Source organism: Janthinobacterium sp. BCJ23, assembly GCF_059617945.1.
This window is the reverse complement of the sequence record NZ_JCAQAW010000001.1, coordinates 647,417-670,977: the sequence shown is the minus strand read 5'-3', so window position 1 is coordinate 670,977 and position 23,561 is coordinate 647,417. Positions and strand designations below refer to the sequence as shown.

At 55.0% G+C, this 23,561-nt stretch carries 19 protein-coding genes; 16 read left to right on the top strand and 3 right to left on the bottom strand.

Features of this window, described 5'->3' with window-relative positions; all coding sequences use genetic code 11:
• Positions 1 to 71 precede the first annotated feature (71 nt).
• A complete protein-coding gene (locus AC54AG_RS02985) occupies positions 72 to 1,616 on the top strand; it encodes a DEAD/DEAH box helicase (protein WP_331777004.1) in 1,545 nt (514 codons plus the stop codon).
• A gap of 211 nt (positions 1,617 to 1,827) precedes the next feature.
• On the opposite strand, the gene AC54AG_RS02980 is transcribed toward AC54AG_RS02985, so the two are convergent.
• Both AC54AG_RS02980 and AC54AG_RS02975 read right to left on the bottom strand, forming a co-directional pair.
• Entirely contained in the window at positions 1,828 to 3,060 is a 1,233-nt protein-coding gene (locus AC54AG_RS02980; protein WP_331777003.1) for a GumC domain-containing protein, read from the bottom strand.
• 306 nt (positions 3,061 to 3,366) lie between these two features.
• Positions 3,367 to 4,473, bottom strand: a complete 1,107-nt coding sequence (locus tag AC54AG_RS02975; protein ID WP_331777002.1) for an MraY family glycosyltransferase — start codon at positions 4,471 to 4,473, stop codon at positions 3,367 to 3,369.
• A gap of 1,021 nt (positions 4,474 to 5,494) precedes the next feature.
• Here AC54AG_RS02975 and rfbB point away from each other — a divergent pair.
• The 14 genes from rfbB (at position 5,495) to AC54AG_RS02905 (ending at position 18,942) form a co-directional block, all read left to right on the top strand.
• Positions 5,495 to 6,568, top strand: coding sequence for a dTDP-glucose 4,6-dehydratase (gene rfbB / locus AC54AG_RS02970; protein WP_070301482.1), 1,074 nt, complete (start codon positions 5,495 to 5,497; stop codon positions 6,566 to 6,568).
• A complete protein-coding gene (gene rfbA / locus AC54AG_RS02965) occupies positions 6,565 to 7,461 on the top strand; it encodes a glucose-1-phosphate thymidylyltransferase RfbA (protein ID WP_070301302.1) in 897 nt (298 codons plus the stop codon). Before rfbB ends, rfbA begins: the two co-directional genes overlap by 4 nt.
• Before the next feature lie 2 nt (positions 7,462 to 7,463).
• Complete coding sequence (gene rfbC, locus AC54AG_RS02960) at positions 7,464 to 8,015, top strand: dTDP-4-dehydrorhamnose 3,5-epimerase (protein ID WP_496629450.1); 552 nt, start codon at positions 7,464 to 7,466, stop codon at positions 8,013 to 8,015.
• Positions 8,012 to 8,881, top strand: coding sequence for a dTDP-4-dehydrorhamnose reductase (gene rfbD, locus AC54AG_RS02955; protein WP_456130071.1), 870 nt, complete (start codon positions 8,012 to 8,014; stop codon positions 8,879 to 8,881). Before rfbC ends, rfbD begins: the two co-directional genes overlap by 4 nt.
• Before the next feature lie 57 nt (positions 8,882 to 8,938).
• Entirely contained in the window at positions 8,939 to 9,973 is a 1,035-nt protein-coding gene (locus AC54AG_RS02950) for a WxcM-like domain-containing protein (protein ID WP_456130072.1), read from the top strand.
• 2 nt (positions 9,974 to 9,975) lie between these two features.
• On the top strand, positions 9,976 to 11,079 hold the full coding sequence (locus tag AC54AG_RS02945; protein WP_070301306.1) for a DegT/DnrJ/EryC1/StrS family aminotransferase: 1,104 nt from the start codon (positions 9,976 to 9,978) through the stop codon (positions 11,077 to 11,079).
• Between the two features lie 7 nt (positions 11,080 to 11,086).
• A complete protein-coding gene (locus tag AC54AG_RS02940) occupies positions 11,087 to 12,337 on the top strand; it encodes an O-antigen translocase (protein ID WP_496629449.1) in 1,251 nt (416 codons plus the stop codon).
• Positions 12,338 to 12,451: 114 nt separating this feature from the next.
• Entirely contained in the window at positions 12,452 to 13,552 is a 1,101-nt protein-coding gene (locus AC54AG_RS02935; RefSeq protein ID WP_496629448.1) for a glycosyltransferase family 4 protein, read from the top strand.
• Positions 13,480 to 14,559, top strand: coding sequence for an EpsG family protein (locus AC54AG_RS02930; RefSeq protein ID WP_456130073.1), 1,080 nt, complete (start codon positions 13,480 to 13,482; stop codon positions 14,557 to 14,559). The genes AC54AG_RS02935 and AC54AG_RS02930 overlap by 73 nt, the downstream gene beginning before the upstream one ends.
• Before the next feature lie 8 nt (positions 14,560 to 14,567).
• A complete protein-coding gene (locus AC54AG_RS02925; RefSeq protein ID WP_331776996.1) occupies positions 14,568 to 15,476 on the top strand; it encodes a glycosyltransferase family 2 protein in 909 nt (302 codons plus the stop codon).
• A 17-nt stretch (positions 15,477 to 15,493) separates the two neighbouring features.
• Positions 15,494 to 16,201: a glycosyltransferase family 2 protein gene (locus AC54AG_RS02920; protein WP_331776995.1), complete on the top strand. Its 708-nt coding sequence runs from the start codon at positions 15,494 to 15,496 to the stop codon at positions 16,199 to 16,201.
• Between the two features lie 40 nt (positions 16,202 to 16,241).
• The gene (locus AC54AG_RS02915; protein ID WP_331776994.1) at positions 16,242 to 17,390 is read left to right on the top strand and encodes an NAD-dependent epimerase/dehydratase family protein; all 1,149 of its coding nucleotides are present in this window, start codon (positions 16,242 to 16,244) and stop codon (positions 17,388 to 17,390) included.
• Entirely contained in the window at positions 17,387 to 17,938 is a 552-nt protein-coding gene (locus AC54AG_RS02910) for a serine O-acetyltransferase (protein WP_331776993.1), read from the top strand. Before AC54AG_RS02915 ends, AC54AG_RS02910 begins: the two co-directional genes overlap by 4 nt.
• The gene (locus AC54AG_RS02905; protein ID WP_331776992.1) at positions 17,935 to 18,942 is read left to right on the top strand and encodes a WaaS/CpsH family glycosyltransferase; all 1,008 of its coding nucleotides are present in this window, start codon (positions 17,935 to 17,937) and stop codon (positions 18,940 to 18,942) included. Before AC54AG_RS02910 ends, AC54AG_RS02905 begins: the two co-directional genes overlap by 4 nt.
• 42 nt (positions 18,943 to 18,984) lie before the next feature.
• Here AC54AG_RS02905 and AC54AG_RS02900 read toward each other — a convergent pair whose 3' ends face one another.
• Positions 18,985 to 19,881 (bottom strand): sulfurtransferase, encoded by an 897-nt coding sequence (locus AC54AG_RS02900; protein WP_331776991.1) that lies wholly within the window; start codon positions 19,879 to 19,881, stop codon positions 18,985 to 18,987.
• Between the two features lie 137 nt (positions 19,882 to 20,018).
• Between AC54AG_RS02900 and dnaE the strand changes: the two genes are divergently transcribed.
• Positions 20,019 to 23,558, top strand: coding sequence for a DNA polymerase III subunit alpha (gene dnaE, locus AC54AG_RS02895; protein ID WP_070301316.1), 3,540 nt, complete (start codon positions 20,019 to 20,021; stop codon positions 23,556 to 23,558).
• Positions 23,559 to 23,561: the final 3 nt, after the last annotated feature.

The window sequence follows — 23,561 nt, the reverse complement described above, 5'->3', positions numbered from 1 at the left end:
TGCCTGTGCCCCGAAATGTTGTTTATTGAGAAAGCATGGCTTCCGCAGTGCGGAGGCACACCAGAAAATTTATGTCTGAAACCGAATCGACTCCTACGCCCAGCCCGGCAATTGTCCCTGAAGCGGCGCCCGCCGCCGCTGCACCAGCACCTGCCGCATCCGCTGCTCCCAGCCTGACCTTTGCCGACTTCGGCCTCGCGCCTGAAATCCAGCGCGCACTGACCGACCAGGGCTACACCCATCCGACACCGATCCAGGAACAAGCGATTCCCGTCGTGCTGCAAGGCCGCGATGTGATGGGTGCCGCGCAAACGGGCACCGGCAAGACAGCCGGTTTTTCCTTGCCGATCATCCAGTTGCTGATGGCGCATGCCAGCAGCAGCATGTCGCCGGCACGCCACCCGGTGCGTGCGCTGATCCTCACGCCGACGCGTGAACTGGCGGTGCAGGTGGCCGAAAACGTCAAGGCCTACGCCCAGCACACGCCGCTGCGTTCGACCGTCGTCTTCGGCGGCATGGACATGAAGCCGCAAACCGTCATCCTGCGCGGCGGCGTGGAAATCGTCATCGCCACGCCAGGCCGCCTGCTCGACCATATCGAGCAAAAGAACATCAGCCTGAGCCAGGTGCAGATGCTGGTCATGGATGAGGCGGACCGCATGCTGGACATGGGCTTTTTGCCGGACTTGCAACGCATCATCAACTTGCTTCCGAAACAACGCCAGAACCTGATGTTCTCGGCGACGTTCTCGCCAGAAATCAAGAAGCTGGCCGCGACCTTCCTCAACGATCCGCTGACGATCGAAGTGGCGCGCAGCAACCAGACGGCCGACAAGGTCACGCAAGTGGTCTACAAGGTGACGGAAGACCAGAAGCATGCCCTGGTAGCCCATCTGCTACGCCAGCGCGACCTGAAGCAGGTTATCGTCTTCTCGAACACCAAGATCGGTGCCTCGCGCCTGGCCCGCGTGCTGGAACAGGAAGGCATGAGCGCCACGGCGATTCACGGCGACAAGAGCCAGCAGGAACGCATGGCGGCGCTGGAATCGTTCAAGAAGGGCGAGATCGACGTGCTGGTGGCCACCGACGTGGCGGCGCGCGGCCTGGATATTTCGGACTTGCCTTGCGTCATCAACTTCGACTTGCCGTACAACGCGGAAGACTATGTGCACCGTATCGGCCGCACGGGCCGTGCCGGCGCCTCGGGCGATGCCATCTCGATTTACTCGGATAAAGACGAGCGCTTGCTGGCCGATATCGAGAAACTCATCAAGCAAAGCATCAAGCGCGGCGAATTGACGGGCTTCAATCCCGCTCCTGCCCGCAGCAGCGATAGCGAGCGCCGCCCACCGCGCCGCACCGAAGGTGGCGAGGCGCGTCCCGCACGCGCCCCGGAGAGCCGCCATGCCGGCGAGAGCCGCGACAGCCGTTCCGCCGAGCGCGGTGCGCGTCCCGCCTTTGGTCCTGGCGCCCGCCGCGAGAAGGCCGATCCCTGGTTCCTGAAGCCATATGAGCCCGCCAAAGCAGCCGCTCCCGCTGCCGCCAGCATGGCGCCTGCCGCGGCCAAGCCGAAGCAGAAAATTGCTGCTTTGCTTGGTGGACTAGTCAAACATTAACGTGGATGGCATGGGGTTAGACAAGTACTAACGTTTTACGGAGAAATGATGAACAGCCAGGTTTTACCTGGCTGTTTTTTTGCTGGGGTGGAAGCTACATGCATCAGGCAGCTTACGCATTTCCTCTGCATGAGCGAGGCACTGTTGTGCATCTTTCGGCGACTGTTTTGCCTAAGTATATCTCGCAGAATACAGGCATGACATAGGGCGCTTACTTGAGCAGACTGAGGTTGTTTTCGCGCCACCAGTTGCGGCCAATAACAAATACCAGCGAAAGGAGCAGGCCGAAAAGTGCGGCCTTGCCGACGACATGCGAGAGTCGGTCGGCACGATTTTCTGGCAAGCTTGGACCTGCAATAAAGCGGCTCTTTTCCAAGTAAATATTCAGTGCATTTTGATTGTCGATCGTGATGGAGTTGTAAACTTGCTTGATCACTTCGTCATCCATATTTTTTCCCTTGAATACTTCGATTTTCAGGGGTTCCAGTCCACGCAGCACTTCCTCTCCCGAGCGGGTGTTGTCGATCAGGTCTTTGGCCTTTTTATAGTATTCGAGGAGCAAGACATTTTTACTTTGTTCCGTTTTTGCCTGCAGAATGGCTTCGTTGGCCTCTGAAATCTCTACTTCGCTGGTCATTAATTGCGTGACTGGCGACAGATAGCGGGCATTGTCATCATTGATCGTGACGATCTGGCGTGATGGCTGACTGGCAGGCTCGGGATAGCGGTTGACGATCTGCTTCAGGTCACCACCCTTGCGCTTGAATTTTTCCAGCCGTTCTTTTTCCTCGATGATATCGTTATCGAGCTTGGTGATTTTTGTGGTAATTTCGGTTTGCTTGAAGCGCAAATTATCTGAATAAATCAGGTAAATGATCGTATCGATCGTATAGCGCCCCATCAGCGCAACCATGCGCTGGGCTCCCTCTGGAGTATCGTTGATTGCGCTGATCCGCAGGCCGATGACATTGTTATTTCCGTCTTTTACTTCACCGGCTAATTCCTTGGCATCGAGCTTGGTAAACGGAAAAACAGGTTCGATCATTTGACTGATGCCTTCGCGCGCAGAAAATACGCGGCGCATTTTTTCGAAATCCTTCGCATCAAGCGTTTTGTTTTTTTCCGAAAATTCGATAAAGCGTCCGCTGGTATTGAACGCGGCAGCATAGCGTTTGTAATTCGCCAAGCTGATGCCAGGGTTGGGTTCTGGATCTTTGACGCTCTTTTGTACGGTAACGGGGATTGGGCCACCGAATTGAAAGAATCCTTCGCTGCGGTACTTTGGGAAAGCATACACAGTGGCAGCCCCAATGGTTGCACTTAATATGGTGATGCCAAGAATGATGCGGCGGGAATGCCACAGGGAAGCCAGGAAATCGTTGAAATTAATGCTTTCGTCTGCAGGATGATTTCCTTTTTCCCTTAGTTGCGAAGATTGGTCCATGAAATTTTCTTTAATAAAAACGTTTGAGGTGAGCTGGGGCGCAGCGGTCCAATACAGTTGGCAAAAATGATCATTCAGCGACCTTGCTGACTTGCGGGCATTTCCCGTCGGAGCCAAGTCTGGCAGTCAAACAACTGCTCTGCGCAGTCCTGCGTGGCAGCGAGAGGCGCAATATGGACGTACTCATGGATACCGCAAGCGCACATTATAAATGGCGCTGGCAGGGACAGGATGACAAATTGTGAGGATTTGTTAGGCCGCCGGGTGAGCTCGGCGGTGCGGTGTGCCATGTCCCACTGAAATGGCTTATTTTTTCTTGCGTAAACTCTGCCTTAGAATCATCCATTGCGGCGATTTAAAACGCACAATTTGCGTATACAGCCATACGTAGGTGACGATAAACAGCATTGAAAAGGCGACTAGTACCCATTGGTAGCGCCAGAAGAGCGTAGCAGGGATCACGGCAGTCAGTGACAGCAGCCACAGGTAGGGGGCCGTCAACGAGTTGCGACGCGTCAGCGCATGAGCGTCGCGCTTGCCTATCGTCCAACGCACTAGACGCTTAAATACCAGCATGTGCAGGTGGATACCATCGGGTAATCCAGGCGAGACGCCGCGAATGAATTTTCGGCGGTAGATCGAAAAGATGGTCTCAAAGACGGGATAAATCATCAGCAAGACCGCATACCATGCAGAAACTTCTTTGTTGCGCACAACCAGCAATACCGCCAGTTCGCCGAGCATGAAGCCGATGAAATACGCACCCCCATCGCCCAAGAAAATCAGTCCGTTCGGATAATTCCAGACGAAGAAGCCTGCAATCGCGCCAATCAGTATCAGGCAGGCTGCCATGACATGAAAGTCCCCGACCAGAAATGCGACATACGCCATGGACAGAAGCATGAAAATCGACACGACACTTGCCAGGCCATTAAAGCCATCGATGATGTTGATGGCATTTGCGATGCCGGCCACCGCAAGCACGGTCAACGGCAATGCAATCCAGGCATATTTGAGCCAGGCATCCACCAGAGGAATGTCGATACGGACGATCTTCGCATCCATTACATAATAACCAATGACGACGGATATCATCGTCAGCAGCAACCGGCGGAATGCACTGACTTGCTTGGTGAAGTCTTCGACAATGCCGCAGCCAAATGCCAGACTGGCACACAGGACCAACAGAAACACCCATGCGCCCACCTCTGGTGTTCTCCAGAAAGTGACCGCAGTGCCTGTTAGTGTCGCCGCATAAATTGCCAGCCCACCGATACGTGGCACGGGTCTGGCATGAATTTTTTGCACACTGGCCAGGTCATGATCCAGCATCTTCTTCATGTTTCTGGATAGCTTAACAATAAAGAGTGTTGCAAAGAATGCGGTGATGAAACTGACTACAACTGAAAGCATAATATCCAATTAAAAAATGACTAAGAACCCCGGCTGGGAGCGCCTGTTGCAACTTGCTGCGGACCTTTGTTCCGTTACGCTGTTACCGCAACATCTCTGCACGCTACGGTTTGTCAGGCGTTATAACTTTATGGAGCGGATTAAATCAATAAATCTGCTTGCCGTACCGGCCACGCGGCGCAGTTTGCGACTGTGGCGGGGAGCTGACTTGAGGTAGGCAAGGCCCGCGCTGTGAGATGGGTAGCTAACGTCGCATCTGTTTGCCTCGTTCCCTGCATCGGTTCCAGGGCCTGCGTGTTCATGACGGTGACTGCCTGTTCGGGCGCATGCGACAGATTGATCTGTTCCCGGAAACAGTCGAAGCGCAGCCACGCCAAGCCTGGTATCCGAAGTTCGGGATTGAAAAAATACCATGCCCCAGTCAGTCCTGATCATAGCCGATTCTACGGTTGAGCAGAAGAACTGTAAAACAGATAGTGCCGATAGTGTGTAATTTATTTTATTTCTTCATTTCTAAAAATATTTAATTGGATACAGTTGTTACTGGACGTAACCAAGCTTTTATTTTATTTAAAAATGTTGTAAATTCCGTAAAATTTTTTTGAGTTATCAGGTAGTAAATTGCGTCGATGTGAAAAAAGCAACCGCCTGGATTGATCAAGTATATATTTTACGCTATGCGAAGTGTTCTGCTGCGGATGATTCCGCAAGATATTGTGCGCAGGATCGCTGTTCATCTGAATGAGCGTACTTTTGCAGGGTAAGTATATTTTCTTTTTGGAATTATTGCTTTGGATGTGGCATTTTCTTTGGCCATGTCTGCGCAAGTATTTGCCGCAACTCCATGTGGCTGCGTAAAATGTGGGGTCGGCCCTAGAGGGCCTGATGAAGCCGTGGAAATATTGCAGTCGTCCGGGGGCGGCGTAATTCCAGTAGGTGTCATGAGATCGCAGTATTTTGCTTGAAAAGACACTTCCATGTATTAAAATTGTTGTATTTTTCTGACGTATGGGGTATAGAGATGATTGTAGTGACCGGCGGTGCTGGCTTTATAGGATCAAATTTCGTAAATGACTGGCTTGCCTTCAGCGACGAGCCGATTCTTAATCTGGATAAGCTAACTTATGCAGGAAATTTGAATAATCTAAATGCACTGAGCGATGATGCCCGGCACGTGTTTGTGCAAGCCGATATTTGCGATCGCGCTCAGCTCGAGGCGTTGTTTTTTAACAACATGCCGCGCGCCATTGTTCATTTCGCTGCAGAAAGCCATGTGGATCGGTCCATTCTCGGCCCTGGTGAGTTTATCAATACAAATATTAACGGCACATTCAGCTTGCTCGAAGCCGCACGCACCTATTGGTCTGGCCTGCCTGACGAGGAGCGTGCCACTTTCCGCTTTCTGCACGTCTCAACCGATGAGGTCTACGGTACGCTGGGACCAGATGATGCGCCCTTCAGCGAGACGACCCCGTATGCGCCCAATAGTCCTTATTCAGCCTCCAAGGCCGCGTCGGATCACCTCGTTCGCGCCTATCATCATACGTATGGCTTGCCGACGCTGACTACAAATTGTTCGAATAACTATGGACCGTATCACTTCCCCGAGAAGTTGGTTCCCTTGATCATTGCAAATGCGCGGGCAGGCAAACCCCTGCCGATTTATGGTGATGGACAGCAGATTCGCGACTGGTTGTATGTCAGTGATCATTGTGCCGCCATTCGCCGCGTACTCGAGGACGGGCGTTTGGGGGAGACTTATAATATTGGCGGATGGAACGAGAAAGCCAATATGGATGTCGTACATACTCTATGCGACATGCTCGATGAGCTGTCGCCGAAGGCGGCTGGCGGATCGTACCGGGAGCAAATCACGTATGTGGCGGATCGTCCCGGCCATGATCGCCGCTATGCCATTGATGCTCGTAAAATCGAGCGGGAATTAGGTTGGCGGCCGGCGGAAACGTTTGAGAGCGGCATCAAAAAAACGGTGCAGTGGTATCTGGCTAATCAGGAATGGGTGGCCGATGTGCAATCGGGTGCTTATCTGAACTGGATGGAAAAGAATTATGCGGCGCGCAAGGAGGCGCCATGAGCGCGCCAGCGTTGGCGCGCAAGGGCATTATCCTTGCAGGCGGTTCCGGCACCCGCTTGTATCCCGTGACGATGGCCGTGTCCAAGCAGTTACTGCCTGTTTATGACAAGCCGATGATTTATTATCCGCTGACCACCTTGATGTTGGCGGGCATTAAAGAAATATTGATCATTTCAACGCCGCAGGATACGCCGCGCTTTCAAGAGCTGCTGGGAGATGGCAGCCAGTGGGGCATCAGCTTGAGCTATGCGGTGCAGCCTACGCCTGATGGCCTGGCGCAGGCATTCATCATTGGCCGCGACTTCATCGGCGATGCGCCGTCGGCACTCATATTGGGCGATAATATTTATTATGGTCATGATTTTGAGGCGCAGCTGTGTGCAGCGAGCAACCGTCATGAAGGCGCCACGGTGTTTGCCTACCATGTGCACGATCCGGAGCGCTACGGCGTGGTGGAATTTGATGCGCAGCGCCGGGCAATCAGCATTGTGGAAAAGCCAACGGCGCCGAAGTCTTCCTATGCGGTAACCGGCTTATATTTTTATGACAAGCAGATTTGTGATATCGCCGCTGAGATCAGGCCGTCGGAGCGGGGTGAATTGGAAATTACCGATGTCAATCGGGTCTATCTGGAACGCGCCCAGCTCAATGTCGAACGCATGGGACGTGGCATGGCCTGGCTGGATACCGGTACACATGAATCCCTGCTGGAAGCGGGCCAATTCATCGCCACCATCGAAAATCGCCAGGGTTTGAAAGTGGCTTGTCCTGAAGAAATCGCGTATCGCAAGGGGTATATCGATGCGGAACAATTGCTTCAGCTCGCCCAGCCCCTCAAGAAAAATGCATACGGGCAGTATCTCTTGCGTTTATTAAATGAAAAGATCTTCTGATTATGCAAATCCATACGACTGCAATACCCGATGTACTGATTATTGAACCCAAGGTGTTTGGCGACGACCGGGGATTCTTCTTCGAGAGCTACAATGCCGCCCAGTTTGAAAAACTGACGGGAATTGCGCCCCATTTCGTGCAAGACAATCATTCCAAGTCCGCAAAAAACGTACTGCGCGGTTTGCATTACCAAATCCGCCAGCCACAAGGCAAACTAGTTCGCGTGACTGCGGGCAGCGTCTACGATGTTGCAGTCGACCTGCGCAAGAACTCGCCCACTTTCGGTCAATCTGTTGGCGTAGTCTTGTCCGCGGAGAACAAGCGGCAGTTATGGATACCGGCTGGCTTTGCACATGGCTTCATGGTGACCAGCGAAAGCGCGGAATTTCTCTACAAGACGACGGATTACTGGGCGCCTGAATTCGAGCGCTGTATTTTATGGAATGATCCTGCACTGAACATCGTATGGCCACTCCATGAGGGAGAAGTTCCTCTCTTGTCCGCCAAGGATCAACTTGGCAAGTTGTTGGTTGATGCCGAGGTATTTGAGTGAAGATTTTGCTTACGGGAAATACGGGCCAGTTGGGCTATGAGCTTGAGCGCAGCTTGCAGGGGCTTGGCGAGATCGTAGCCCTGGGACGCGGCAAACTTGATTTGTCGAATCTCGACCAGATCCGCGATGTCATTCGCACGGTAAAACCTGGGTTGATCGTCAATCCTGCCGCATATACGGCGGTTGACAAGGCGGAGACCGAGGTTGAACTGGCCATGCGCATCAATGCGGAAGCTCCGGCCGTCATGGCGCAGGAGGCGAGGAAGCTTGGCGCGGCAATGATCCATTACTCGACCGATTATGTCTTTGACGGCACTAAATGCAGCCCGTACGTGGAAGATGACCCGACTTGCCCGATTAATGTGTACGGCCGCAGCAAGCTTGCTGGTGAACAAGCTATCCAGGCCGCTGGCATCCCCCATTTGATCTTCCGCACGAGCTGGGTCTATGGCATGCGCGGAAAGAATTTTTTGCTGACCGTGCTGCGTCTTGCGCAGGAGCGCGAGGAATTGCGTATTGTTGGCGACCAGCATGGATCGCCAACATGGTGCCGCTCCATCGCCGATACGACAGCGCATATTCTCGCCCAAACACAGGCCAGTGACGATCTGCAGTCCTGGTGGCAGCGGCATTCCGGCGTTTATCATCTGACGGCACAGGGGCAAACAACGTGGGCTGGTTTTACACAGGAAATTCTGAACAATGCCGCATTGCCCAAGTCGCCAATTGTCACGGCAATCACGACCGATGCGTATCCGTTGCCAGCGCCTCGCCCAGCGTACTCTGTCTTGTCTTGCGAGCGCCTGAAACAGGCATTTTGTGATTTGCCTGCATGGGACGATGCTCTAAGATTGTGCATGCATTGATGCCCACAAGGCCGTCCGCGTGCGAGTGGCGGCCGTATTGGGTAGATACGAATCGAAGTGGCATTTTTGACAACCATGATTGCAAGGCCTTTAATGACTGAAAAAAAACATATCCATTCCCACGCGATTGTCGAGCCAGGAGCGTCGATTGGCACCGCGACCAATGTATGGGCGTTTGCGCATGTATTGGGCGGTGCGCGCATTGGTGCCGAGTGCAATATCTGCGATCATGTGTTCATTGAAAATGACGTGGTGCTAGGGGATCGGGTCACTATCAAATGTGGCGTGCAATTATGGGATGGGATCACCATTGGCGACGATGTCTTCATCGGCCCGAACGCGACCTTTGCCAATGATAAATTCCCCAGGAGCAAACAATATCTGGCAGAAGTCGCGCGGACAAGCATTCGCCGTGGCGCCTCCATTGGCGCCGGCGCTGTCATCCTGCCAGGTATCGTCATTGCCGAAAATGCGATGGTGGGTGCCGGTGCGGTCGTGACCAAGAACGTCCCGCCCCATGCCATCGTTGTGGGCAACCCTGCGCGCGTGGTCGGATATACAAACGCTAGTCCGAATGCAGTGCAAGCGCCGTTGCTTGGCACCGCTGGCGCGTCGGAATTTACCAAAGACGGAGCGCCTTCTCACGTCAATGGTGTGCGTCTGTACAAGTTTCCTTTGATTAAGGACATTCGCGGCTCCTTGTCGGTGGGGGAATTCCAGAAGGAAATCCCCTTTGATGCTGCACGCTATTTCCTTGTCTTTGACGTTCCCAGCAAGGAGCTGCGCGGCGAACACGCACACCATGCATGCCATCAATTCCTCATTTGCATTCATGGGTCTTGCGCTGTCGTCGCAGATGATGGCAATGTGCGCCAGGAATACATGCTGGACGCTCCCAACCTGGGTATTTATTTACCGCCGCTGACGTGGGGGGTGCAATACAAATACTCTCCGGACGCCGTGTTACTGGTTTTCGCATCCCATGTGTATGATGCAGACGACTATATTCGCGATTACAGCGATTTCCTTTGCATTACCGCATCCTTATCCGGTGCGGATCCGATATCTTCACTGATTGAGCAGAAAAAATAATAATGGCTATCCCCTTCCTTGATTTAAAAGCAATTAATCTTGAACACGCAGCAGCACTTGAAAGCGCATTTCACCGTGTGCTGCATTCCGGCTGGTATGTGCTGGGCAAAGAAGTCGAGGCTTTCGAGCAGGAGTTTGCTCGTTATTGCCAAGCGGACCACACGGTCGGCGTGGCCAATGGCCTTGATGCCATCTTCCTGATCCTCAAGGCATACGGCATCGGGCCTGGCGACGAGGTGATCGTTCCCAGCAATACCTATGTGGCTACCTGGCTGGCGGCGACGCATTGTGGCGCCGTTCCTGTGCCAGTCGAGCCGGACGCGCGTACCTACAACATCGATCCGGCGAAAATTGAAGCGGCCATTACCGCGAATACCAAGGCCATCATTGCCGTCCACCTGTACGGACAGCCTGCCGACATGGATGCCATCAATGCCATTGCGCAGAAGCATGACTTGAAAGTGATCGAGGATGCGGCCCAGGCGCATGGCGCGTTATACAAGGGCCGCCGTGTGGGCAGCCTGGGCGATGCCGCTGCATTCAGTTTCTATCCGGGGAAAAATCTCGGCGCGCTGGGCGATGCGGGCGCGGTGACGACCAATGATGCCGTCCTTGCGGACAATCTGCGCGTGTATCGGAACTACGGCTCGCGTATCAAATATCACAATGAAGTGGCGGGCTTCAATTCGCGTCTTGATGAGTTGCAGGCGGCACTATTGCGCGTCAAATTACCGGATCTTGATGCGTCGAACAGCAAGCGTGGCGAGATTGCCCGCATGTACAATGACAAATTGAAGGATGTTCCCGGCATCGTCCTACCCCATGTGCCCGAGTGGTGCGACCCCATCTGGCATCTGTATGTCATTTGCACGCCAGAACGCGGCGCCTTGCAAGCGGCATTGGGCGAGGAGTCCATCGGCACCATGATTCATTACCCGGTACCGCCGCATCTGCAGCCCGCCTATGCCGAGCTGGGTTACAAGACTGGCGATTTCCCTATCGCGGAACAGGTGCACCAGCAGATTATCAGCTTGCCCATGGGGCCAACCATGTCGGAAACGGATGTTCAGCAAGTCGTCGATGCCGTGATCAGCAGTTTGAAATGATCCAGTAGTGAAGAAATTACTGACGGTCACTTTGTTCAGTGGCTTGCTGACGTTGCTGCGCATGGCCAGCGGTTTTGTCATTGCCAAGGTTGTTGCGGTGTACACAGGACCGAGCGGCATCGCCATGCTCGGGCAAGTTCAAAGCCTCATCGCCGCTCTCAATGGCGTGGTGGCGGCGCCTGCGGGCAACGGTGTCGTGCGCTATACGGCTCAGCACCATGAAGCTGGTCCGCAGGCATGCGCACCGTGGTGGAAGGCGGCGCTGAACTGGATCTGCTTGTTGATGGCCGTCATGATTCCTGTGATTTGCCTGTGCGCGCAGCCATTGGCCATCTTGGTGTTCGGCGAGGCGCGCTATTTCTGGCTGGTTATCATGGCGGCCCTGGCTTTGCCATTTTCTGCTGCGAATACCTTGATCGCGTCGATTCTCAACGGCCAGCAGCAATATCGTCGCTACGTGGGCTTGGGCATTGTTTCCGTGATGATTGCCACGGTGATTATGGTTGTGCTGGTGGTACACGAGAACCTGAATGGCGCCCTGATTGCGGCAGTTTTATTTTCCGGCATATCCGGCCTTATCATGTTGCTCGGTGTAGTACGGCAGCCATGGTGCCGCCTGCGATTCTGGTGGGGCCGGGCCAGCAAGGCTGAGTTACGTGGTATTGGCGCCTATGTGGTGATGGCGGTGACAACGGCATTGACCATGCCGATGGCCTTGCTTGTAGTACGTAACATTCTGGTCAGCAAAACGGGATGGGAGCAAGCCGGCCAATGGCAGGCGGTGTGGAAGATCTCCGAAGTGTATCTTGGGGTGATCACAATGGCGCTGAGCACGTATTTCTTGCCGAAGCTGGTGTCACTCACCGGTAGTGATGCCATCTTGAAAGAGATCCGCAGCACCGCCAAGATCGTCATGCCGATCGTTGCGCTGCTTGCGCTGAGCGTCTATGTGTTGCGCGATGTCGCGCTCTCCTTGTTGTTTACCGAAGCATTCCGTGCTGCACGTGATCTTTTCGCCATTCAGCTTGTCGGCGACGTGTTAAAAATACTGTCTTTTCTGTATGCCTATCCTATGGTATCGAGAGGCGCCACACGTTGGTTCATGGCTGCCGAAGTGATTTTTGCCCTGCTTTTTATCGTGTTGTCCTATTTTTTGATTGGCCCATATGGCGCGCATGGCGCAAACATTGCCTATGCGGTCAGCTATTTTTTTTACCTGATATTTGCCTGGGCAAACGTTCGGAATTTTTCCCGCTGAGAGGCACTGCGCCGCTCAATTGAAAGCGGACGGTTCCGAAGACCGCGCCGCTGGAGCGTAATACCAGGTAGTGCATTTTCATTCGTTCGTATATATATACCCTGAGAAAGTTACATGAAGATTCTGATTCCTATTTTGATTTTTGCCCGTTCAGGCGGTAGCAGGGTATTGTCCGAGCTGGCGAATGAATGGGTCAAATCAGGAAACGACGTGGCGTTCTTGTGTCCCGACAGTAGCGACGCCCCCTACTTTCCCACCATTGCCCGCATCCTGTGGGTGAATGACAAAGGACAGATTGCGGCCGAGCGCAATCCACTGGCCAAGCCAAGTGGCCGCTATCATTTGCAAGCGCTGTATGCGGGACTGAAGGCCGTGGGGGCGGAATACGAGCTGATTCTGGCTAATCAATCGCTAACGGCATGGCCCGTGGCGCTGGCATCGTGCGGCAACGCCAGGAAGGCCTACTACGTCCAAGCGTATGAGGCGGAATACTATGTCAACATGAAGACCGCCAAGGACCTGGTTTTGGCAGCGATTTCCGCCCTGTCATACCAGTTGCCACTCAAGAAAATCGTGAATGCGCCGGTGTATTTTCGTTATAAAAATCTGCGGGCCAGCGATTTTGTTCCACCTGGAATGGATCTTGACGTCTTTAAACCTTTGGCGGCGCCCCGCGATATCGATAGCACCGAGACCATCATCATCGGCTGTATTGGGCGCCATGAACCTGAAAAAGGCACCATTTACGTATTGCGGGCATTTGAGCAACTGGTGAAACTCGATCCGCGTTTCCGCTTGCGCGTAGCGTATGGAAATTTGCCGCAAGGATGGCAGCACGAAAAATGTGAAGTCGTTGTGCCAAAAAGCGATGCGGAGCTGGCCGACTATTACCGCAGCGTCGATATTCTTGTTTCTCCTGGTACGGTCCAGCATGGCGCGCCGCATTATCCCGTGCTGGAGGCACTGGCAACGGGCGCGGCCGTCGTGACAACCGGCTATATGGGTGCGACGCAAGATACTGCCTGGCTTGTGAAAAACAAGGATGTGCAAACCATTGTCGAGCGCATACAGGAATTGGTCCGGGATGGCGCCGCGCGCCGGGCGAAGATCGCCGCCGGATTGCTGACTGCACAGGCGTTTTCGTGGAAAGCCGTTTCGGCCAAGATGATGGCGATTTTCGTGCGTACCCTGTTTGGCGACAACGCGAAAAAATGAAGCCAATACGTTTGACGGACAAATCGCAAATCCGCCTGCTGCTGGGAATTGCATTTTTGCTGGTATGCATCGCCGGTTTTCGGCAAGTGGGATTTGACCGTGATTCCCTGCAATATTTGGAGAGCTACCAGGAATTTGCAGGACTGCTGGGCGCTGACTTGCGGACCCGGGAGCCAACCTTCTGGCTGATCACGGCGATAGCCAAGATGTTGCCCGGCGATGGATTCCGCTGGGTCCTGTTGGCGTATGCTGTTTTGGGAATGGCGATCAACGTCAAGGCCATCCAGAAAATCTCGCCATATCCCATCATGGCGCTGATTTGCTTTGCCTTTTTGTACTTCCCGTTGCATACCATGACACAAATTCGGGCCAGCATCGCTTGTGGCCTGTTGTTGCTGGCGATCCCCGATATTGCGGATCGCCGCCTCAAGGATTTTCTCATCAAGGTGGGGATGGCAACCTTGTTCCATTATTCGGCGATTATTCTGGTTCCCCTTTACCTGATCCGCTTGAACAGGCTCGACTTCAAGCTGTATGCGATTCTGCCGCTGGTCACGCTGGCATTTTCACTGGTGAATGGTTTGCTGTTGCAGGCAATGGCTTTTCTCGCGCTGGCGCTGCCGGAAGTGCTGGGTTACAAGATTTCGATCTATCTGACATTATTGGAGAGCGAGGAAAAGGCGCCCATTAACCTTTTCAGCCTGTACTACCTGAGCGTGCTTTTTGTTTATTATTTGTGCATTTTTAATATAAATAAATTCAGTTCGAAATATGAAGTGCTTTGCATAAAAATACTGGGCTGGTCACTGGGGATTTATTATGCGATGTCTTTCCTGCCGGTAGTCGCTGTGCGTATCTCGGAAATGCTGGGAGTGGTGATTGTCATTGTCATCCCGGCGCTGGTGCACAAGATCAAGGGACGCAATGAGGTGTTGTTGATTACTTATGCATGGCTTTTTGCCATATTTTTCAATAATGTCATCTTGCATGAATTATTCAATTTTTAGGAAAATCGATGGTTTATGATATCGATGCTGTCTTTGTAACATATAGGCCGGATTTTTCTGTCTTTGAACAGGCATTGGATAGTATAAAAAACCAGGTCCGCACAGTTTATATCGTCGATAATTCGGCAAGTGCTGACGTGGCCAACAGATTGCGGGCGCTGGAAACCAGGGTGCCGAATGTGCGCCTGTTGCTGCTGGAGCGTAATGCCGGCATTGCCAAGGCCCAGAACATGGGCATGGCCAAGGCCATGGAGGAGGGCGCGCAGCTGTCCTTGCTGAGCGACCAGGACACTATCTATCCGCATGATTATGTGGCAAACATGCTTGAGAACTACCGCGGTCTTGGCCACGCTGACCGCCTGGGGGCGATTGCCCCGGATTTTCAGGAGGAAAACAAGGCCAGCGGCGAGGGAGAAGGTTTTTTCGAGCTTCAGGGAGTCAACTCGGTCAAGGTGGCGTCTACCCAGTCCTTGGTCGAGGTTGCGCAGGTGATTGCCTCGGGGATGATCATCAATAATGCGGCCCTGGCCCACGTGGGCATGATGGACGAGGAGCTGTTTATCGATTGGGTCGATTTTGAGTGGTGCTGGCGCGCGCGTGCGCATGGCTATCGTATCATCGGCTGCCGCAACGTGGTCATCCGCCATACCTTGGGTGACGGCGCCGTGAAGGTGGGAGCGAAGACGTATTCGCTGCATACACCGCAGCGCAATTATTATATTGTCAGGAATGGTATTGCCATTGCATTGGGCAAGAAATATCTGGGAGCGGGTGTGCGCCTGGGGATTTTTCTCAAATCGTTACGCTATATGGTGGCGTTCAGTATGTTTGGTGATCAGCATCTGAAAAATCTTGTGTATTGTTGCCGGGGCTTTGCGCATGGTGTCATTGGCCGCCTGGGACCGCTTGAAAATTAGAATAAGATGATAGCCGTATGCCAAAAATAAGCGTTTGCATGGCCGTATATAACGGCGAAAAATATATTCTGGAGCAAATTGAATCGATACTCGGACAACTGTCCGCTGACGACGAATTGATTGTATCGGATGACGGGTCGACCGACTTGACGCTGGAGAAGATCCGCTCATGTGGCGATTCACGCATTCGTATGATCGCCAATGAGCTCGACAAGGGGTATAGCGGCAATTTTGAACATGCCATTCGGCACGCGACAGGCGAGGTGATTTTTCTGTCCGACCAGGATGATGTCTGGCTTGCCGGCCGGGTACAGAAAATGTTGGCCGCTCTGGAACGTTGCGACATGGTGGTGTGCAACGCGCAGTTCACGGACGATGTATTGACACCACTGGATACGACTTTGTTTTCCTTGCGTGGCGGCGGCCAGGGGTTCTGGAAAAATCTGTTTAAATCCCGGTATCTGGGCGCTTGCATGGCCTTTAAGCGTAGCATTCTGCGCAAGGCGCTGCCCTTTCCCGGCAATCGAAAACTGTGCCCGCACGACCTGTGGCTGACCCTGGTCGCCGAACTTTATTATCGGGTCGAACTTATTGAGGAGCCGTTGATCCTGTATCGCCGTCACGGTGCAAACGTCTCGAGTGGCGGTAGTGCCAGTAATAATAGTTTCTTTAAGAAAATGCAGTTCCGGGCATATTGCCTGTTGAAAGTGCTCGGCAGGGCATAACTCCAACTATCAGATTCATTACGTAAGAAAGAAGAATGGCATGAACCAAACAGTACTCATTACGGGCGGCGCGGGTTTTATCGGACAACGCTTGTGCCGCACCTTCCTTGGCCAAGGCATGCAGGTGCGCGTGCTGGACAATTTCAGCCCGCAGATTCATGCGAGCGATGTACTGCCTGACGATCTGGCCGGGAAGGTTGAACTGATCAAGGCCGACGTACGTGACCGCGATGCGATGAAACAGGCACTGACAGGTGTCCATGCCATCGTGCACCTGGCTGCGGAAACAGGCACCGGTCAATCCATGTATGAAATCGACCGTTATTTCAGCGTCAACGTGCAGGGGACCGCCACGATGCTTGATTTGCTCCAGAACGAAGATTGCGCCAAGGAATTGCGTTCCATCGTCGTCGCCTCGAGTCGCGCCGTATACGGAGAAGGTGCTTACCAGTGCGCATCGCATGGCACCGTGTTCCCGCACCAGCGTACGCGCGAACACCTGTCGGCTGGGATGTTTGAGCCTGTCTGCCCTGTCTGCGTCAAGCCGGTGGCGCTGCTGCCGACGACGGAGACGGCGCCGTTCCTGCCGATGTCGATGTATGGCCTGACCAAACAGGTACAGGAACAGGCCGTGCTGTTATTTGCGCGTACCCGCGGCATCAACGGTTTTGGTCTGCGCTATCAGAATGTGTATGGCCCGGGCCAGTCGTTGAAGAACCCGTATACCGGGATCCTGGCGGTGTTTTCGAATCTGGCGCGGCAGAATCAGCTGATCGAAATCTATGAAGATGGCGAAGAGTCGCGCGACTTTGTGTATATCGACGATGTTGTTGAAGCAACGGTGCGCAGTGTCAACCACGCTGGCCCTTTTGTCGGCGCGCTCAATGTCGGTTCCGGACAAGCCACCAGCGTGATGACCGTCGCGCAAGAGATCAAGCAATTCTTTAACAGCGATAGCGAGATCACCGTCACTGGCGCATTCCGCGTCGGCGACATTCGCCATAATATCGCTGATGTTTCGGTTGCCGCTGATGTCCTGGGCTTTACGCCAAGTGTGCAGTTCAAGGATGGCTTGAAGCATTTCCTGACCTGGGCCTCGCAGCAGCCGGCAGAAGACAAGGCCGCCTATGCGCGTTCGGTCAGTGAACTTGCCGACAAGGGGCTGATGGGCTCCAGCCGTCAACCATGACGTTAAAAAAAACCTTGCTGGCCGATCTGGCACGGCAATATGCGGCCAATGGCCAGCCTGGCCGCGTGCCGGGCATCATGGGCGTGATGCTGGGGGCCCTGTCGCCCCGCTTCGCGCCGGTGGTGATTTTTCGGCTGTCCCACTGGTTTTATCAGCATAAGCTGTCACCGCTGGCCAAGCTGTTCTCGTTGCTGAATTTTGTCGTGTTCGGGCTGGAGATTGCCATCCGTTGCAATATCGGCAAGGGATTGTATTTGCCGCACACGCAGGGCACGGTGATCGGCGTAAACAGTATTGGTGAAAATGCCACGATTTACCATAATGTCACCTTTGGTGCGCGAGAAATCGATGTGAATTTCTCCGAGCATTCGCGTCCCACGGTGGGCGATAACGTGATCGTCGGTTCCGGCGCCAAGATTCTTGGCGGCATCATGATCGGTAATGGTGCCCGCGTGGGCGCCAATGCCGTGGTGCTTGCCGATGTCCCAGCAGGCGCCACCGTCGGCGGTATTCCAGCAAAAATTCTCAGGCAAGGCGAAGTCACATGATTCAACAGGGAGCGCGCGTTTTATTTATTTCTCCGAGGACGTTCGATTACGAGAAAGAAATCAAGGCTGAATTGGAACTGGCGGGCTGTCAAGTCGACTGGCATGATGACCGTCCAGCATCGACGCCGCTGGTAAAGGCATTGATACGTTTTCGGCCAGAGTTGGTGGCCACCATGTGCGACCGTTATTTCGACCGTATCATTCATGACGCACGTGGCATTGTCTATGATGTCGTGTTTGTCATCAAGGGCGAAGCTATCTCTGCGGAGCGGCTCAGGATGCTGCGCGAAAGCCAACCAACAGCACGTTTCCTTTACTATTCGTGGGATTCCTTAAAAAATTTCAAGAATGGCGAAGTCAAGCTGTCGTACTTTGACAAGGCATACAGTTTCGACCGGCTAGACACCGTCAATATCCGGCACGTGCGGCACCTGCCTCTGTTTTATATCAGTGTCTATGAAGCGATGGCGGCCAAACAGGCGGAAAAAAACACCAACGATATTGGCATGCTGTTTCTTGGCACCGTGCATTCCGACCGCTACGCCGTAGTCCGGCGCATTGTGGCGGCGGCGCAACGCGTGGGCATGACGCTGCCCGTCTACACGCATTTTTATTATCAAAGCAAATGGGTGATGGCGGTCCGAAAATTGTTTGACCGGGATTTTCGCGCCATACCGTGGAAAGATGTCCAATGGCACTCGCTGAACAAGCAACAGATTCTCGACTTGTTTTCGCGTAGCGAGATCGTGCTCGACATTCATCATCCTGGCCAGACGGGTTTGACGATGCGTACAATCGAATGTCTGGGGGCCGGTAAAAAAATGATCACGACGAATGCCGATGTCGTCAGTTATGATTTTTACCGCCCCGAGAATATCTTGGTGGTGGATCGCCAGGCTACCGACTTGCCCGTAGATTTCTTGCGCACGCCCTGCGTCCGCTTGCCTGAAGATATGTATCGCCGCTATAGTCTGAGAAGTTGGTTAGCTGAAATTTTTGCCTAGTCAGGCTAAGATCGCTATGGCCAGCTTGGGGCCGTAGCGATCTCAGCTCGTCTTTTCCCCGTGACAATGCGGGCAAGACACCTCATACACATATTCCGGCGCCAGTTGCTGGCGCGGGGTAACGACGGCGCGGCAGACGAAACATTGCACGGTTTCCGTCGGTTCCAGTTTCGGGTTCAGGGCCGTGCGGTAGTCGAACACGAAGCAGTCGCCCGTGTAGTGCTCGCCGCCCACTTCTTCGAAATACTTGAGGATGCCACCGTCGAGCTGGTACACGCTGTCGTAGCCGATTTCCTTCATGTGGATCGCGGCCTTTTCGCAGCGGATGCCGCCTGTGCAGAAGGTGACGACGGTTTTGCCTTCCAGCTCGTCCTTGTGGGCGGCGGCCACGGCAGGGAATTCCGTAAACTTGTCGATCCGGTAATCGAGCGTGTTGTTGAACGTGCCCACGTCCACTTCAAAGGCGTTGCGCGTTTCCATCATGACCACGGGTTTGCCCGCATCGTCGACGCCGGCATCTAACCAGCGCTTGAGCGTGTGCGCGTCGACGGACGGGGCGCGGCCCAGTTCCGGCTTGATCAGCGGCATGCGCATGGTGATGATTTCTTTTTTCAGCTTGACCAGCATGCGCTTGTGCGATTGCTCGTTCGACAAGCTTTCCTTCCATTCCAGATCGGCCAGACGCTCGTCGCTGCGCACCCAGGCGAGGAAGCTGTCGATATGCTCGCGCGTGCCCGACAGGAACATGTTGATGCCTTCCGGTGTCAGCAGGATCGTGCCCTTCAGCTCCAGCGCCAGGCATTGCTCCTGATACAAGGGGCGCATGGCTTCCGTATCGTCGAGCGTGATGAATTTATACGCGGCGATATTGACAAACGTGGCGGCCAGCGGGCTGGCGGCGGCGGAAACGGCGGGTGTTGCTGGGGTGATGGCTTGCATGATGGCGATCGGCTTAGACTGAACAGCCGATATTATAAGCCCGACAGGCCAGGCAGGATACCCGGTCCGTACGCGCGACGCGGTAGAATAGACCCCATTGAATTTTGCACGAAACGGTACACAGGATGGAAATGGTAATGCAAGAGGCCGGCGCTCCGGCAGGTTCACAGCAAGCGATGCAGCCCGGTCCTGCTTTCGTCCATTTGCGCGTGCACTCGGAGTACTCGATCGTCGATGGCCTGGTGCGCATCGACGACGTCGTCAAGGCGGCGGCGAAGGACAAGCAGGTGGCGCTGGCCGTCACCGACCTGTCGAACCTGTTTGGCATGGTCAAGTTCTACAAGGAAGCGCGCGGCAAGGGCATCAAGCCCATCGTCGGCGTCGACGTGTGGATCACGAATGACGATAACCGCGAAAAACCGTCGCGCTTGCTGTTGCTGGCGAAAAACCGCATGGGCTATCTGCAGCTGTGCGAACTGCTGTCGACGGCCTGGCTGACGAACCAGTACAAGGGCCGCGCCGAGTTGCGCATCGAGTGGCTGCAGGCGCTGGCGACGAATACCTACGACCTGTACCCGGGCGAAAGCGCGGCCAATGGCTTGATCGTGCTGTCCGGCGCGCACTTCGGCGATGTCGGTACCGCCATCGAGAATGGCAACCTGGCCCTGGCCGAGCGCAATGCGCAGCGCTGGGCCGAGATTTTCCCCGGTCATTTCTATATCGAAATCCAGCGCGGCGGCCAGGCCAACCAGGAAGCGCAGGTGCGCCATGCGGTGGCGCTGGCGGCCAAGCTGGGTTTGCCCGTGGTGGCCACGCATCCCGTGCAATTCATTTCCCCTGAAGAATTTATTGCCCACGAAGCCCGCACCTGTATCGCCGAAGGCGAAATGCTGGCCAATGCCAAGCGCGTGAAACGGTTTAACGACAGCCAGCGCTTCCTGTCGCAGGCCGACATGGCGGAACTGTTCGCCGACTTGCCGGCCGCGCTGGCCAATTCCGTGGAAATCGCCAAGCGCTGCAATTTGACCTTGACCCTGGGCAAGCCGCAGTTGCCGAACTTCCCCACGCCGGACGGCATGACGATCGACCAGTTCCTCGTCGCCGAATCGCAGGCGGGCCTGGAAAAACGCTTGTTGCAGCTGTATCCCGACCCCGAGCGCCGTGAAAAGGAGCGTCCGCGCTACGAGTCGCGCCTGAAATTCGAGACGGACACGATTTGCAACATGAAATTCCCCGGCTACTTCCTCATCGTGGCCGAGTTTATCCAGTGGGCCAAGGAAAACGGCGTGCCCGTCGGTCCGGGCCGTGGTTCGGGTGCGGGTTCGCTGGTCGCGTATTCGCTGCTCATTACCGACCTTGATCCATTGCAGTACAACCTGCTGTTCGAGCGCTTTTTGAACCCAGAACGCGTCTCGATGCCCGACTTCGATATTGACTTTTGCCAGGAAGGGCGCGACCGCGTCATCCAGCACGTCAAGGATTTGTATGGCAAGGAGGCGGTCTCGCAGATCGCCACCTTCGGTACCATGGCGGCCAAGGGCGCGATCCGCGACGTGGGCCGCGTGATGGATTTCGGCTACAACTTCTGCGACGGCATCTCGAAGCTGATCCCGTTTAAGCCGGGCAAACCCGTGTCGATCGCCGACGCCATCGAGGAAGAACCGCTGCTCAAGGAGCGCCTGGAAAACGAGGAAGAGGTCAAGCAGCTGCTGGACCTGGCGCAGCAAGTCGAAGGCATCACGCGCAATATCGGTATGCACGCGGGGGGCGTGTTGATTGCTCCAGGCAAGCTGACGGATTTCTGCCCGCTGTACACGCAGGGCGGCGATTCCGGCGTTGTGTCGCAGTACGACAAGGATGACGTGGAGGCCGTCGGCCTGGTGAAGTTCGACTTCTTGGGTCTGACGACCCTGACGATTCTCGACCGCGCCGTGCGCTACATCAAGCAGCTCGATCCGGCGCAGGCGAACTTCGATCTGGCGACCTTGCCGCTGAACGACAAGCCGTCGTACGACTTGCTGACCAAGGCCAAGACCGTCGCCGTGTTCCAGCTTGAGTCGCGCGGCATGCAGGGCATGCTGAAAGACGCGCGTCCCGACCGTTTCGAAGACATTATCGCGCTCGTGGCTTTGTATCGTCCTGGCCCGATGGACCTGATTCCCGACTTCTGCAAGCGCAAGCACGGCGAACGTTTCGATTATCCCGATCCGCGCACGGAATCGATTCTGTCCGAAACCTACGGCATCATGGTGTATCAGGAGCAGGTGATGCAGATGGCGCAGATCGTCGGCGGCTACTCGCTGGGCGGCGCCGACATGCTGCGCCGCGCCATGGGTAAAAAGAAAGCCGAAGAAATGGCCGAGCACCGCGAGATCTTCCGCGCCGGTGCGGCGAAAGATGGCTTGACGGCGGAAAAGGCCGACGAGATCTTCGACTTGATGGAAAAGTTCGCCGGCTACGGTTTCAACAAATCGCACGCCGCCGCCTACGCCTTGCTGTCGTATCACACGGCTTACCTGAAGGCGCACCACACGGCCGCCTTCATGGCCGCCAACTTGTCGCTGGCCATGGACGACACGGACAAGATCAAGATCCTGGTGGAAGACTCGCTGGAAATCTGCAAGCTGACCTTGTTGCCGCCGGATATCAACGAATCCGATTACCGCTTCACGCCGAGCGGCGCGCCGCCCTCCGTGAGCGGCAAGAAAGTCACGCAGATCCGCTATGGCCTGGGCGCCGTGAAGGGCTCGGGCCAGAACGCCATCGAAGCCATCATCGCCGCGCGCGAGGCCGGTGGACCCTTCACGAGCCTGTTCGATTTCTGCAAGCGCGTGGACAAGAAGCAGATCAACCGCCGCACCATCGAGTCCCTGATCCGCAGCGGCGCCTTCGATTGCCTGAAGGTCGACCGCGCCATCCTGCTCGCATCCGTCGCGTTCGCCATGGAATGCGCCGACCAGGCCGCCAAGGCGGCCAACCAGGTGAGCTTGTTCGGCGGCGACGACAGCGACATGGTGGCGCCGCCCGAGTACGTCAAAGTGCCCGTGTGGACCGATAAACAGCGATTGACGGAAGAAAAGATCGCGCTGGGCTTCTATTTGTCCGGCCACCTGTTCGATTCGTATGCGCCCGAGGCGCGCCGTTTTGCGCGCACGAAATTGTCGGAACTGTCGCCATCGCGCGAGCCGCGCATGATGGCCGGCGTCATCACGGGCTTGCGCACGCAGATGACGCAACGGGGCAAGATCCTCATTGTCACCCTGGACGACAAGAGCGGCACGGTGGAAGTGACGGTGTATGGGGAACTGTTCGACTCGAACAGGAAAATCTTCAAGGAAGATGAATTCCTCGCCGTCGTGGGCAAGGTGTCGGAAGACCGTTTTTCGGGCGGTTTGCGCATCACGGCCGAGAGCGCCTTCGACATCATCGCCGCGCGCGTGCAGTATGGCCGCCAGCTGGGCCTGACCTTGCCGGCCACCCTGGATGCCAAGCGCATCCGCGACGTGATCATGCCGCACCGTGCGGAGACGGGCTTGCCGATTGCCGCGCGGGTCAGCCCGCAAGGCGTCAGTTGCGTGCTGCAGTTTGGTGATGAGTGGAAAGTGGCGCCATCGGATGAATTGCAGATGGCGCTCGAGCAAATGCTGGGCGCGCAAGAGGTGGCGGTCGAATACTGACCG